Genomic DNA, 13,838 nt, shown 5'->3' with positions numbered 1-13,838 from the left:
CGGCTGTCACCGGGGGCGGTCAACCGCCCAGCGTGCCACCCGCCGCGGGGGAGTGGGTCTCCTGGCGGGCGACCATCGGGTCCGTGTTGAGGTGGATCACGCCGTAGTCGTAGGCGTGCCGCCGGTAGACGACACTCGGTTCCTTGGTCTCGGAGTCGACGAACAGGTAGAAGTCGTGCCCGACCAGTTCCATCTCGTAAAGAGCCTGGTCAAGCGTCATCGGGGAGGCGACGTGGCTCTTCTCGCGGACGATGAGGGGACCTTCGCCCTTCACTTCCAGCGAGCCGATCCTCTTGACGGGCACGCCGTCCGCGTCTTCCTCGTGGACGGGGTGACCGTTGCCGTTCAGCGTTGCCGCGTCCGGGACGTGGTCGGCGACCTCGGCGGCTGTCAGCCGGCCGGCGCCTCGGCGGGTGTAACGCTTGTCGTGCTGCTTACGCAGCCGGGCCTCGAGCTTGTCCGCAGCGAGGTCGAGTGCCGCGTACGGGTCGCTTGCCGCTGCTTCCGCCCGGATCACCGGACCGCGGGAGTGGAGGGTGATCTCCACTCGGTCGGAGCGGTCGGCCTGCCGGGGGTTGGGCTCCTTGGACACCTCTACGTCGAGGCTGATCACCTTGCCGTCGAGCTTCTGGATTCTGTCCAGCCTCAACTTCTCGGCGACGTGCTTCCGGAACCGCTCGGGCACCTCGGTCTTGCGTCCCTTGACGACGATGTCCACGCAGAACTCCGTTCCCGGATCGCTCCGCTTCAGTTGCGAAGCGTCTCCCTTTCGCACCAGGCTCCGGTGTGCTCCGGAACCTCGGACTCGGTGACTTCCACCTCCTCCTCCCCCATGGGCAAGATCCCCACGCGGCCGGCCGGGGTGATTAAGCAAAACCCGCAGCACGGCATTCGGATTTGCGAGGTGTGGCCTGCGGCTTTCCCTCACAACCGAACATATCTCGCCCGGACGGATGTCGTCACCCTCTACTGCCGCGTACCTCCGTTCCAGTTAATTGACCCTCTCACTACCTGCAACGATGCAAGTTCGCGGTCAGTTCCAGTTTATTTCGAAAGAATCAGGCGTCGCCGCGACCACAGCCGCGCAGATCATGCCTCTGAAGCTGCCAGGTGCCACCATTGCCGACACTCCTGGCCTCCGCTTCACATCCACATCCGCACGCCCATTCACATCCACGGCCGTGGCTCCTGTGCACCGCTGTTCTCTGCCTTCCCGTCCCGCTTCCGAGTACACGGCATTTCTCACTCCTCTCACGTTCCCCACCCCTCCCGACCGTTCCGCCCCGTCCGCCACTCCCGTCTCCCCGTACCCGACCGCTTCCCGCACGGCACGGGCGGCCTCGGCCAGCGTGGCTCCCGTCGTCATCAGGTCGTCGACCAGGACGACCGCCCCCGCACCGGCCAGCAGTCGCCCGCCTCCGGCGACCACGCTCAGGGCGCCCGCGAGATTGTCCAACCGCTCCCGGGAGCTGAGGCCCGACTGATCGGCCACGGCACGCCGCTGCCGCAGCACCGCCAGTACCCGGGCCGGCGTACCGTACGCGCGAAGTTCACCCGCCGCGGCGAGCGCGATACGCCGAGCCGGATCGTGCCCCCGGGCCCGCACAGCCCGACGTGCGGACGGCACAGGGACGAGCAGCACGCCCGTACCATCGCGCGGGACCCCGGCCGGCCCCGCCCGCACAGCTCCCGCCAGCGCCGTCCCGAGCGGCCCCGCGAGTGCCAGCGCACCCCTTTCCTTGTGCGCGAGGAGTACCGCGCGCACCTCGTCCGCGTACCGGACGGCCGCGTGCACCACCGGCAGTCCGAGCGGCTCCGGCACCGGTCGCACCCTGCTGGACGCGGCCCCGTTCAGAGCGGCACGGCACTCCGGGCAGAGCACCGTACGAGGCCTTCCGCAGCCTCCGCACTCGGCCGGCAGCACCAGGTCGCCGAGTTCCTGCCACCAGCCCCGCATGCCCACCACTGTGCCAACACCGGCGCCACCCTGCCACCCCTGTGGAAAACGCCCTGTGGACAACTTCACGCGCCCCGCAGGCAGCGCCCGAAAACGCCGACGGCCCGCCGGACATCCGACGAGCCGTCCCCTCCGTCCACTGCCAAAGGCCGTGACTCACCCCGGATAGACCGGAGCCGACCCCTCCTTGACCAGCTTCTGCCACTTGGACCCGGACAGCAGTCGCACGATCCCGTCCTCCTCCGAGTACGCCACCAGCGGCAGCCGCTCGTCCTCGGACGCGGCGATGCTCTTCACGCCCGTCAGCGCGGCCGGCGCCGCCCCCACCGGGGTCGAGCCGTCGACCTGCACGTATCCCATCTGCTGCACGCCGCCCTGCTCACGCCCCACCACCACGAGTCGGCTGTCACCGGCCCACGACATGGCGGTGACCTCCTCCAACTGCGGTGTCACGGAGTGCAGTTCGAGGACCGACACCACCGACTGCTCCCCGGTCCGCTGCCCCTTCGTCTCCTGCGCCGCCGCCTTCTCCTGGGCCGGCCCGCCGGACGTCCGCGCGTCCCGCTCGATCCGCCCGATGTACAGGGACCGCAGGCCGTCCTTCTCCACGATGAGCGCGATCCGCACCCCGTCGGCAGCCACCCGTACCGCTTCGACACGCCCGTCGAGCCCCGGCGTCCTCACCTCCAGCGGCTCGCCCGCGCCCTTCTCCAGGAACAGCAGCCGGGGCTTCGCGGGGTTCTGGTCGGCCACCCACAGGTCCCCGTCACCGTCCCAGCTGGGTGTCGTCAGACGGTCGGCCTTGGATGCGCCCTGGCTGGTCAGCACGGGCTCACCGAGCGACCCACCCGACACCAACGACCCGACGTACAACGTGGTCCCGTCCAGCGAGACCCCGGCCGCGCTGTCCTCGTCGCGAGAGACCGCCACGGCCCGCAGTTGCTTCCCGCCCTCACCGAACGCGCCCGGCACCGGCGTGACGTCCGCGGCCGCTTCGAGACTGTCGCCCGCCACGCGTACGAGGCGGTGCTTGCCGTCGATGAAGTACTGGAACTCGGGGTCCTCCACCGCACCGCGAGCGGCGACGATCTCGGCCCGGTTCTTGTCGAGGACGCACAGCTGGGTGCCGTTGGCGCGCTGCAGTGCGACCTCGTCGACCCCCGTGGGCGTCAGGTCCTGCAGCGTGTAGAGGAGTTGGGCGGCCATCTCGGTGCACTTGGCGGACCCGGCCCGGCTCGCCTTGTCGTTGAGCGGCACCGTCAACCGGTTCTGGTCGTCGGGAGCCAGCGAGGTGACGCCCTTCTTGAGCGCCGTACCGGTGGGGAAACTCGACCTGACGACCGGTCCCAGCCAGCGCGAGGGCCCCGCCAGCAGCGAACTCACCGTCTGCGTCATCGGGTCGACCTTCTTGCGGACGTAGACCGGATCGGCGACGGACACGGGCTGCCCGTCCGACTCCGTCGGCGTGTTCGACGCGAAGTAGTACTTGTTGACGGCCGTGTAGTTGCGCAGGAAGTCCGACTTGCCCATGACGATGCCCTGCGGCAGATCGTCGATGCGCCACTGCCCGCTCTTCTTCTCACGCGTGAGGTGCAGCGTCTCCCGGTACTGCCCGTCGGCGGGCTCGTACGACTGCCGGGAGTCCAGCGTGGCGAACCTGCCGCCGGTCAGCGTGGACGTGTAGTCCGCGGAGTCGTCCCGATTGCCCGCGTGGACGGGATCTGCCGTGGGCCCGCCGTCCAGCACTGTGGTCGACGCGTCCGGCCGCCAGGTCTTCGCGGCACGCGGCGTCAGATACTTGAGCGCGGTCTCATAATGGGGATCGTCGCTGGTCAGCGCCTCCAGAAAACCCTGGACGATCTGTCCGGGCGGCGCGTTCTCGTGGGGCGGCAGGGCGAAAACGCGTACCTGGGCGTCCTGCCGGGGCGTGGACTCGACTCCGCGCAGATCCCCGCTGTCGGGCATCGAGGCGCATCCGGCCAGCAGTACGGCGCCACAGGCGGCGTACACCACCGCGCGAACCGTTTCCCGCCGCCGACCGTCCCGCTCGCGGTCAGGGCCCACGAAATGCCTCCCCTTGCTCGTCCACCCGCTCCGACCCCGCATCCGAGGACTGCGGCTCCGTACCGGACATGCCGTCCCACCGCGTACCACCGACCGGACGCGGCACCACGCGGGAGCCGTTGCCGGGCAGCGCCGTGGGGTCCGCGGTAGGCGCGACCGCGGCGAGCCGCGGCGCTATCGGCCGCTGTTCGGCCGCCGCCGTCCGCACCGGCACCGTGGCCAGCTTGTCGCCCCCGGCATGCGGCAGACCCGCGTCGTTGAGACCCCGATGACGCCGTGAGTCCTTGGGCTCCAGCGGTATCGGCGAGCCCCGCAGGGGCTCGTCGGCGGTGCGCGGCAGCGTCATCCGGAACTGCGATCCGCCGCCCGGCTCGCCCCACGCCTGCAGCCAGCCGCCGTGCAGCCGGGCGTCCTCCAGCGCGATGGACAGGCCGAGACCCGTACCGCCGGTGGTACGCGCGCGTGCCGGGTCGGCCCGCCAGAAGCGGCTGAAGACCCGGGTCGCCTCACCGGGCTTCAGCCCGACCCCGTAGTCACGTACGGCCACCGCGACCGCACCGCCCGCGGCGGCCAGCTTCACGACGACGTCCTTGCCCTCGCCGTGTTCCACCGCGTTGACCACAAGGTTGCGCAGCACCCGCTCCACGCGCCGCGCGTCGGCCTCCGCCACCACAGGCTGCTGGTCGCCCACGACCCGTACCGTCGTCCCCTTGCGCTCGGCAAGCGGGGCGGCACCGCTCACCACCCGCCGTACGACCTCCCTGAGGTCTATCGGCTCGGCCTCCAGCGCCGCCGCGCCCGCGTCGAACCGGCTGATCTCCAGCAGGTCCGCGAGCAGCGTCTCGAACCGGTCCAGCTGGTCGGCGAGCAGTTCGGCCGACCGCGCGGTCACCGGATCGAAGTCCACGCGCGCGTCATGGATGACATCGGCGGCCATCCGTACGGTCGTCAGGGGCGTCCGCAGTTCGTGCGACACGTCGGACACGAACCGTCGCTGCATCCGCGAGAGCTCCTCCAGCTGCTGGATCTTCAGCTGGAGACTCTGCGCCATCTTGTTGAAGGCCTCGCCGAGCCGCGCGATGTCGTCCTCGCCGGTGACCTTCATCCGCTCCTGCAGCCGCCCGGCGGACAGTCGCTCGGCGATCCCCGCCGCCATCCGCACCGGCGTCACGACCTGCCGCACCACAAGCCAGGCGATGGCCCCCAGGAGGACGACGACGAACAGCCCGGCCGTCGCCAGCGTCCCCTTGACCAGGCTCAGCGACTTCTCCTCCTGGGTGAGCGGGAAGAGGTAGTACAGCTGGTACGGGTCCCCGTTCGGGTCGTCGACCTGCTTGCCGATGACCAGCGCGGGCTGCGACTCGCTGCCGTTGGTGTAGATGATGCGGGTGTAGCTCTGGGCCATCAGTGGACTGCTGTCGGCCCGCGCGCGCAGCGCGTCGGGCACGCTCGCCGTCGGGTCCACCCCGCCGGAGGCACGCGGCCCACGGCCGCTGCCGCCGTCGTCGCCCGCCGGACCGACCGGAAGCGTCACGACGTCGAAGGCACCCTGGCCACCGCTGGAGAGGGACTCCACCAGGTCACTCATCCACGGGATGAGGGTCTGCGCGGGGCGACCTCCCGTGCCGGAACCGTCGTCCCCACTGGTGCTGGCCGCCGTGTCCGCGTTCTGCTTGGCCGCCGCGAACCCGCCCGCGGCCTGACTCTGCGACGCCTTCACCTTGGCGTCCAGGAGCCCGTTGCGCACCTGTCCGATGACGACGAAGCCGAGCAGCAGGACGACGCCGAGCGACATCAGCAGTGTCGTGGCGACGACCTTGAGCTGGATGTTGCGCCGCCACAGCCGCATGACGGGCAGCAGCGGCCGGCGCACCCAGCGCATGAACAACCGGAGGACCGGGCTGCCCTGGACACCGCCCTGGAGCAGCCCGCCCTCGAAGAACTGACGCCAGCCGGAGCCGGCCCTGCTCACCTTCCGCCGCCCGACAGGCCGCCCCGCACGCCCCCCGGAACGCCCGGGGGGCGAAGCGGCACTGTCCCCGGACATGTCAGCTCGGTCCTGCCTTGTAACCGACGCCACGGACGGTCACCACGATCTCCGGCCGCTCCGGGTCCTTCTCGACCTTCGAGCGCAGCCGCTGCACATGGACGTTGACCAGTCGGGTGTCCGCCGCGTGGCGGTACCCCCAGACCTGCTCAAGCAGCACCTCACGCGTGAACACCTGCCACGGCTTGCGCGCGAGCGCGACCAGCAGATCGAACTCCAGAGGCGTCAGCGCGATCGACTGCCCGTCCCGCTTCACGGAGTGACCGGCGACATCGATGAGGAGGTCACCTATGGCCAACTGCTCGGGCGCCGGCTCCTCCGACCTCCGCAGCCTCGCCCGGATCCGGGCGACCAGCTCCTTCGGCTTGAACGGCTTCACGATGTAGTCGTCGGCGCCCGACTCCAGGCCCACGACGACGTCGACGGTGTCGCTCTTGGCCGTGAGCATCACGATCGGCACCCCGGACTCCGCCCTGATCAGGCGGCACACCTCGATACCGTCCCGGCCGGGAAGCATCAGGTCCAGGAGCACCAGATCGGGCTTGGACTCACGGAAAGCGGCCAGCGCCTTGTCGCCGTCAGCTACGAAAGACGGCTCAAAACCTTCACCACGCAACACAATGCCGAGCATCTCGGCCAGTGCGGTGTCGTCATCGACGACAAGGACTCGTCCCTTCATAAACGACATCATCCCATTAACTAAATCGTTACCTGTCGTGACCTGTCACACAGCTCTACCAGCGCCTCAGCCGTCACAGGCGACACAACGCCCGCTTCGGTGACGATCGCCGTCACCAACTCGGGAGGCGTCACATCGAACGCCGGGTTGTACGCCTGGGTACCCAAGGGTGCCACCGGAATCCCGCCTCCCGCCTCCGCTCCCGGCATCGGCACCTGAGGCGCGGCGATCTCCGTCACCTCATGTCCGGCACGCTGTTCCACCTCTATGGACGCCCCGTCGGGGGTGTCCGGATCCACCGTCGTCACCGGCGCCACCACGATGAACGGCACGTGGTGGTACCGAGCCAGCACGGCGAGCGGATAGCTCCCCACCTTGTTCGCCACCGAACCGTCGGCCGCGATCCGATCCGCACCGATCAGTACCGCGTCCACCTCCCCTGCGGCGAACAGAGAGCCCGCCGCGTTGTCCGTGAGCAAGGTGTACGCCATTCCGCTGCGCGCCGCCTCATACGCCGTCAGGCGAGCACCTTGCAGCAACGGACGCGTTTCGTCCACCCAGAGCCTGCGCAGCCGCCCCGCCCGGTGCGCCTCCAACGCCACCGCGAACGCCGTCCCCTCACCACCCGACACCAGCGATCCGGTGTTGCAGTGCGTGAGCACCCGGTGTCCGCCGCCGGGCAGCAGCTCGTCCAGCAGCGCCAGCCCGTGCACCGCCATCCGCGCGCTGGCCTCGGCGTCCTCCCTGTGCAGCACCCGCGCCGCGACCAGGGCCGCCCCGGCCGCCTGTTCCCGGTCACCGCTCCTCGCAAGCTCCGAACGGTACGCGTCCCGTGCCCTGCGCACCCCGACAGCGAGGTTGACGGCGGTGGGCCGGGCCTGCGCCAGTCCGACGGCGGCCTCGTCCACGTCGAAGCCGCGCACGGCGGCGAGCGCGACACCGTACGCCCCCGCGATACCGAGCAGCGGCGCCCCACGGACCGCCAGCGAACGGATCGCCGCCACCAGCGCGGGCGCGTCCGTGCAGACCAGCTCGACCTCCTCCACCGGGAGTCTCGTCTGGTCGAGAAGGACCAGCACCGGGCCCTCGGGAGGTTCCTCCCAACGGATCGCCGGTATCTCGGTGGGCCGGTTGTCCTCGCGGGATTGCGCGTACTGATCAGCCATCCGCCCAGTCTGCCCCCTGTCCGCCGGACAATTGAAGGAGTCCAGCCCATACAGGGGCTGATCACACCGCGCGCTCCCCATGGCACGATGGCTGCCAACCTGCCGCGAACGCGGACGGGCACCGTGAAGGAGCGACGATGAACGACACTCCGGGCTGGGCCTCGCCCGGATCTGCCCCCTCCGAAGGGCAGCAGCCCGGCGCGTCCGCCCCCGCCGACCGTCCCGGTCCCGCGGAACCGGCGGACCAGCCGCTCCCCGACCCGACCGGCTCCGGCCCGAAGTGGTCCGAGAAACAGCCGCCACCCGCCCAGTGGTCCGCGCCCACCGGCCCGGAGGGCCCCGGTCAGACCCCGCCTCCCCCACCGCCTCCCGGCCAGGGCTGGGGAGGCGGTCGGCCCCCCGGCGGATACGGCGGCCCGGGAGCCCCGGGAGGGTACGGCGGATACGGCCCGCCCGGCGGCCACCCCGGCTGGGGAGGCAACTGGGGCGGCCCCCCGCCCGCGGCCAAGCCCGGCGTGATCCCGTTGCGCCCTCTCGGCGTCGGCGAGATCCTCGACGGAGCCGTCTCCACCATGCGCGCCTATTGGCGCACCGTGCTGGGCATTTCGCTCACCGTCGCGATCGTCACGGAGATCGTCTCCGTCCTCGTCCAGGGATTCTTCCTGGACGACCGCACGAGCGTCGACACCCTCGAAGGCTCCAGCGCGAGCCTCGACGAGGTGGGCCGTGCCATGGGAGACGCGCTGCTCGGCTCCGGCGTCATCTTCGTGATCTCGCTGATCGGTACCGTCATCGCGACGGCACTGCTCACGACCGTGACCAGCCGCGCCGTGCTCGGCAAGCCGGTCACCATCGGCGAGGCCTGGCGGGACGCCCGCCCGCAGATCCCCAAGCTCTTCGGCCTCATCTTCCTGCTGCTGCTCACCGTCGTCGCGGTCGTCATCGTCGGGGTCGCCCCGGGCGTCCTCGTGGCCGTGTCCGCTTCGGAGGACGGCGGTCTGGCACTCGCCGTGCTGGGTGGCCTCGGCGCGAGCCTTGTCGCGGTGTGGCTGATGATCCGCTTCTCCCTGGCCTCGCCGGCACTGATGCTCGAGAAGCAGAGCATCGTGAAGTCGATCAGTCGTTCCGCGAAGCTCGTCCGCGGCTCGTGGTGGCGGGTCTTCGGCATCCAACTGCTCGCCTCGATCATCGCCGGCATCGTCGCGGGCATCGTCGTCCTGCCGTTCACCTTCATCGCCGGAGCCTTCACCGGAGACGGCATCAGCGGCGTCCTCGACGGCACGGGCAGCGTCGGCTGGACCTTCCTCGTCGTCAGCGGCATCGGCTCGGTGATCGGCTCCATGATCACCTTCCCCATCACCGCGGGCGTGACCGTGCTCCTGTACATCGACCAGCGCATCCGCCGCGAGGCCCTCGACCTCGACCTGGCCCGCGCCGCAGGCGTACAGAACAGCGGCTCCGGCGCCCCGGGCGCCACCCCGGGGAGCTGATGCGGTGAGCCTGACGGGGGGATTCCTCACCACGGTGCCGGCCCTGCCGCCCACCGCCGAAGCAGCCGTACGAACTCTGCTGCGCGCCGGCGGCACCGCCGTACTGTCACTGGCGGCCGACGACCCGCCAGTGACGATTCCTCGCGACCCCGCGCGCGAGGCGGCCCGGCGCGAACTGTCCAAGCGCATGTACCACGAGAACGACCCCGGCCTGCTCCAACGGGCCACGGACGCCCTCTGGGACTGGCTCGACAAGGTGTTCAACGCGGCCTCGACAGCGACCCCGGGAGGGATGGTCGGACTGGTGGTCGTCCTCCTGGCCGTCGCCGCCGTGATCGGCGCCCTGTGGTGGCGCCTCGGCAGCCCGCGAACCGGCCCCACCTCGTCCGCCGCGCTCTTCGACGACCGCCCCCGCAGCGCCGCCGAACACCGCGCCGCCGCCGAGGCACACGCCGTCCAGGGCCACTGGAACCAGGCAGTCCAGGAACGCATGCGTGCCGTCGTCCGCTCCCTGGAGGAACGCGCGCTCCTCGACGCCCGCCCCGGCCGCACCGCCGACGAGGCGGCCGCCGAAGCGGGCCGCACCCTGCCCGCGCACACCGACCGCCTGCACACCGCGGCCCGCGACTTCGACGAGGTGACGTACGGCGGCCGCACCGCGACCCCCCAGATGTACCGCCGGCTCACCGACCTCGACGACGACCTGGAACGTACGAAACCGGCCCTCGCGAACATCAGCAGCGCCCCGAGCACGGCCCCCAGGACCCGCCAGGGAGCCGCCGAGTGAGCATCGAGACCACGCCTCTCCCCGCCACCACGTCGACCTCGCCCACCCCCCGCCAGGTGTGGACCCGCGCGCGAGGCATCGTCCTCGGCGTCGCCCTCCTCCTCGTGGGCGCCGTCACGCTCGCCGTGATCAACTCCGGCACCCGGCGCGGCGGCCTCGACCCCCGTTCCGCCGACCCCCACGGCAGCCGCGCCGTCGCCACACTCCTCGCCGAACGAGGCGTGTCCACGCGTGTGGTCACCACCCTCGCCGAGGCGAGCACCGCTGCCGACGCGGACACGACACTCCTGGTCGCGGCCCCCGATCTGCTGACCGACCGTCAACAACGACAGCTGCACGCGGCGGCGGGGAGCTCCGGCGGACGTACCATCCTGGTCGCCCCCAGCGGCCCGTCCGTCGAGACCCTCGCCCCCGGCGTCACCGCCGACCGCGCGGTCAGCTTCGACTCGAAGCTCTCCCCCGGCTGCGACCTGCCCGCCGCCCGACGCGCGGGCACCGCCGACACGGGTGGCTTCCGCTACGACACCACAGTCCCCGGCGCCGACGCGTGCTACCCGAGCCACGGCCTGCCCACTCTCGTACGCGTCCCCGCGGCAACCGGGAACGGCGACACGATCGTCCTCGGCGCACCCGACATCCTGTACAACGATCGTCTCGACAAGCACGGCAACGCCTCGCTCGCCCTCCAACTGCTCGGTTCCCGCCCCCACTTGGTCTGGTACCTCCCCTCGCTCTCCGACGGCTCGCGCACCGAATCCGGCGAGCGCAGCTTCTTCGACCTGATCCCTTCGGGCTGGGGCTGGGGCACCCTGCAACTCTTCTTCGCCGCGGTTCTGGCCGCCTTCTGGCGGGCACGCCGATTCGGCCCCCTCGTACTCGAACGTCTCCCCGTGGCGATCCGCGCCTCCGAAACCATCGAAGGCCGCGCCCGCCTCTACCGCAAAACCAACGCCCGCGACCGCGCGGCAGGCGCTCTTCGCTCCACCGCCCGCATTCGCCTCGCCCCCCTGGTAGGCGTCCCCGTGCCCCAGGCACACGCGCCCGAGGCCTTGCTCCCCGCTCTGTCCGCCCACCTCCACGACCACGGAGACGGACGGTCCCTGCACCCCCTCCTCTTCGGCCCGCCACCCCGTGACGACGCCGCACTCGTCTCCCTCGCCGACCAACTCGACGCCCTCGAAAGAGAGGTACGCCGTCCATGATGGACCCGACCACTGACAACGCCGGGATCACCGGGAACCCGGACACCGCCCGGGCCTCCCTGGAAGCCCTGCGCGCCGAGATCGCCAAAGCCGTGGTCGGCCAGGACCCCGCCGTGACCGGCCTCGTCGTCGCCCTCCTCTGCCGCGGACACGTCCTCCTCGAAGGAGTCCCCGGAGTAGCCAAAACGTTGCTCGTCCGGGCCCTGGCCTCCGCACTCGAACTCGACACCAAGCGCGTCCAGTTCACTCCGGACCTGATGCCGAGCGACATCACGGGCTCCCTCGTCTACGACACCCGCAGCGCGGAGTTCTCCTTCCAGCCGGGCCCGGTCTTCACCAACCTCCTCCTCGCGGACGAGATCAACCGCACGCCCCCGAAGACCCAGTCGTCCCTCCTGGAAGCCATGGAGGAACGCCAGGTCACGGTCGACGGAACCCCACGGCCCCTCCCCGACCCGTTCCTGGTCGCCGCGACCCAGAACCCGGTCGAGTACGAGGGCACGTACCCCCTCCCCGAAGCCCAACTGGACCGCTTCCTCCTCAAGCTCACGATCCCTCTCCCGTCCCGGCAGGACGAGATCGACGTCCTGACCCGCCACGCCGAGGGCTTCAACCCGCGTGACCTGCGCGCCGCCGGCATACGCCCCGTGGCAGGCCCGGCCGACCTGGAAGCGGCTCGCGCGGCCGTCGCCAAGACGACGATCTCCCCCGAGATCACCGCCTACGTGGTGGACATCTGCCGCGCCACCCGCGAATCCCCGTCCTTCACGCTCGGCGTCTCCCCCCGAGGCGCCACGGCCCTCCTCGCGACGTCCCGCGCCTGGGCCTGGCTGACGGGCCGCGACTACGTCATCCCCGACGACGTCAAGGCCCTCGCCCTGCCCACCCTCCGCCATCGCGTGCAACTCCGCCCGGAGGCCGAGATGGAGGGCGTGACGGCCGACTCGGTCATCAACGCGATCCTCGCCCACGTCCCCGTTCCCCGCTGATGCCACTCACCGGCCGCGCCGCCCTCCTGGCGGCCCTGGGCTCAATCCCCGTCGGCGTCTGGGGCCCGGGCTGGACGGGCTTCCTCGCCGTCAACGGCCCCCTGGCGATCGCCTGCGCCTGCGACTACGCCCTGGCCGCCCCCGTACGCCGCCTCGGCCTGAGCCGCTCCGGCGACACATCCGCACGCCTGGGCGAACCGGCGGACGTCACGCTCACCGTGACCAACCCCTCCGGCCGCCTGTTCCGCACCCGTCTACGCGACGCCTGGCCGCCCAGCAGCTGGCAGTCCGGCACCGAGGTGGAGGCCTCCCGGCACCGCCTGACGGTCCCCGCCGGCGAACGCCGCCGCGTCACCACCCGCCTACGCCCCACCCGACGAGGCGACCGCCAGGCGGACCGCGTGACGATCCGCTCATACGGCCCCCTGGGCCTCTTCGCCCGCCAGGGCAGCCACCACGTTCCATGGACGGTGCGCGTCCTCCCGCCGTTCACCAGCCGCAAACACCTCCCCTCGAAGCTCGCCCGCCTGCGCGAACTCGACGGCCGCACCAGCGTCCTGACCCGTGGCGAAGGCACGGAATTCGACAGCCTGCGCGAGTACGTCCCCGGCGACGACACCCGTTCCATCGACTGGCGCGCCACAGCCCGCCAGACCACGGTCGCCGTACGCACCTGGCGCCCCGAACGCGACCGTCACATCCTCCTGGTCCTCGACACCGGCCGTACGTCGGCGGGCCGCGTGGGCGACGTCCCCCGCCTGGACGCCTCGATGGACGCGGCACTTCTCCTGGCGGCCCTGGCCTCTCGCGCAGGCGACCGCGTGGATCTCCTCGCGTACGACCGCCGGGTTCGCGCTCTGGTCCAGGGCCGAGCCGCAGGCGACGTTCTCCCGTCCCTGGTCAACGCTATGGCCACCGTGGAACCCGAACTCCTCGAAACGGACGCCCGCGGACTCGCGGCCACCGCGCTCCGTACGGCCCCCAGGCGCTCCCTGATCGTTCTGCTCACCAGCCTCGACACTGCCCCCGTCGAAGAAGGCCTGCTCCCGGTCCTCCCTCAACTGACCCAGCGCCACACAGTCCTCCTGGCCGCGGTGGCAGACCCGCACATCGCGACCATGGCGACAGCCCGAGGAAACACAGACGCGGTGTACGAGGCCGCAGCCGCCGCCCAGGCGCAGACGGAACGCCATCGAACCGCCGAACAACTCCGCCGCCACGGCGTCACGGTCGTCGACGCCACTCCAGATGCCCTGGCGCCGGCACTGGCGGACGCATATCTGGCCCTGAAGGCGGCAGGACGCCTCTGAATGGTGTCTCTCCTGACCGGAGAGACACCATCTCAATCAACCAACCACGAAACGCAGAAAAGCCCCGTACCGGTATCCCGGTACGGGGCTTTTCGCAATATTTGTTCGGCGGCGTCCTACTCTCCCACAGGGTCCCCCCTGCAGTAC

At 71.0% G+C, this 13,838-nt stretch carries 11 protein-coding genes; 5 read left to right on the top strand and 6 right to left on the bottom strand.

Going from position 1 to position 13,838, the window contains the following annotated elements; genetic code table 11:
• Positions 1–19: 19 nt before the first annotated feature.
• The 6 genes from hpf to mtnA form a co-directional block, all read right to left on the bottom strand.
• Positions 20–718 (bottom strand): ribosome hibernation-promoting factor, HPF/YfiA family, encoded by a 699-nt coding sequence (gene hpf, locus PV734_RS42655; protein ID WP_415924364.1) that lies wholly within the window; start codon positions 716–718, stop codon positions 20–22.
• 315 nt (positions 719–1,033) lie between these two features.
• Positions 1,034–1,957 carry a ComF family protein gene (locus PV734_RS42650; RefSeq protein ID WP_319092581.1) on the bottom strand — a complete coding sequence of 308 codons (924 nt, stop codon included), beginning with the start codon at positions 1,955–1,957 and terminating at the stop codon, positions 1,034–1,036.
• A 156-nt stretch (positions 1,958–2,113) separates the two neighbouring features.
• Positions 2,114–4,021 carry an LpqB family beta-propeller domain-containing protein gene (locus tag PV734_RS42645; protein WP_319092582.1) on the bottom strand — a complete coding sequence of 636 codons (1,908 nt, stop codon included), beginning with the start codon at positions 4,019–4,021 and terminating at the stop codon, positions 2,114–2,116.
• On the bottom strand, positions 4,011–6,068 hold the full coding sequence (mtrB, locus tag PV734_RS42640) for an MtrAB system histidine kinase MtrB (RefSeq protein WP_319294737.1): 2,058 nt from the start codon (positions 6,066–6,068) through the stop codon (positions 4,011–4,013). Before mtrB ends, PV734_RS42645 begins: the two co-directional genes overlap by 11 nt.
• Position 6,069: 1 nt before the next feature.
• Positions 6,070–6,759: a two-component system response regulator MtrA gene (gene mtrA / locus PV734_RS42635; protein WP_189148219.1), complete on the bottom strand. Its 690-nt coding sequence runs from the start codon at positions 6,757–6,759 to the stop codon at positions 6,070–6,072.
• A gap of 8 nt (positions 6,760–6,767) precedes the next feature.
• Positions 6,768–7,913, bottom strand: a complete 1,146-nt coding sequence (mtnA, locus tag PV734_RS42630; protein WP_319092584.1) for an S-methyl-5-thioribose-1-phosphate isomerase — start codon at positions 7,911–7,913, stop codon at positions 6,768–6,770.
• Positions 7,914–8,050: 137 nt separating this feature from the next.
• Between mtnA and PV734_RS42625 the strand changes: the two genes are divergently transcribed.
• Genes PV734_RS42625 through PV734_RS42605 form a run of 5 tightly spaced genes read left to right on the top strand, consistent with a single transcriptional unit; the run spans position 8,051 to position 13,691 of the window.
• Positions 8,051–9,403: a glycerophosphoryl diester phosphodiesterase membrane domain-containing protein gene (locus tag PV734_RS42625; RefSeq protein WP_319092585.1), complete on the top strand. Its 1,353-nt coding sequence runs from the start codon at positions 8,051–8,053 to the stop codon at positions 9,401–9,403.
• A gap of 4 nt (positions 9,404–9,407) precedes the next feature.
• Complete coding sequence (locus tag PV734_RS42620) at positions 9,408–10,190, top strand: DUF4129 domain-containing protein (protein WP_319092586.1); 783 nt, start codon at positions 9,408–9,410, stop codon at positions 10,188–10,190.
• On the top strand, positions 10,187–11,392 hold the full coding sequence (locus tag PV734_RS42615) for a DUF4350 domain-containing protein (protein WP_319294735.1): 1,206 nt from the start codon (positions 10,187–10,189) through the stop codon (positions 11,390–11,392). Before PV734_RS42620 ends, PV734_RS42615 begins: the two co-directional genes overlap by 4 nt.
• Positions 11,392–12,381, top strand: a complete 990-nt coding sequence (locus PV734_RS42610; RefSeq protein WP_319092624.1) for a MoxR family ATPase — start codon at positions 11,392–11,394, stop codon at positions 12,379–12,381. Before PV734_RS42615 ends, PV734_RS42610 begins: the two co-directional genes overlap by 1 nt.
• Positions 12,381–13,691 (top strand): DUF58 domain-containing protein, encoded by a 1,311-nt coding sequence (locus tag PV734_RS42605; RefSeq protein WP_319294733.1) that lies wholly within the window; start codon positions 12,381–12,383, stop codon positions 13,689–13,691. The genes PV734_RS42610 and PV734_RS42605 overlap by 1 nt, the downstream gene beginning before the upstream one ends.
• Positions 13,692–13,838 lie beyond the last annotated feature (147 nt).

It is taken from the genome of Streptomyces sp. AK08-02 (genome assembly GCF_033795085.1).
Lineage (GTDB): Bacteria > Actinomycetota > Actinomycetes > Streptomycetales > Streptomycetaceae > Streptomyces > Streptomyces echiniscabiei.
Note: the sequence above shows the minus strand (reverse complement) of the source record. Positions and strands in the feature narration are given on the sequence as shown.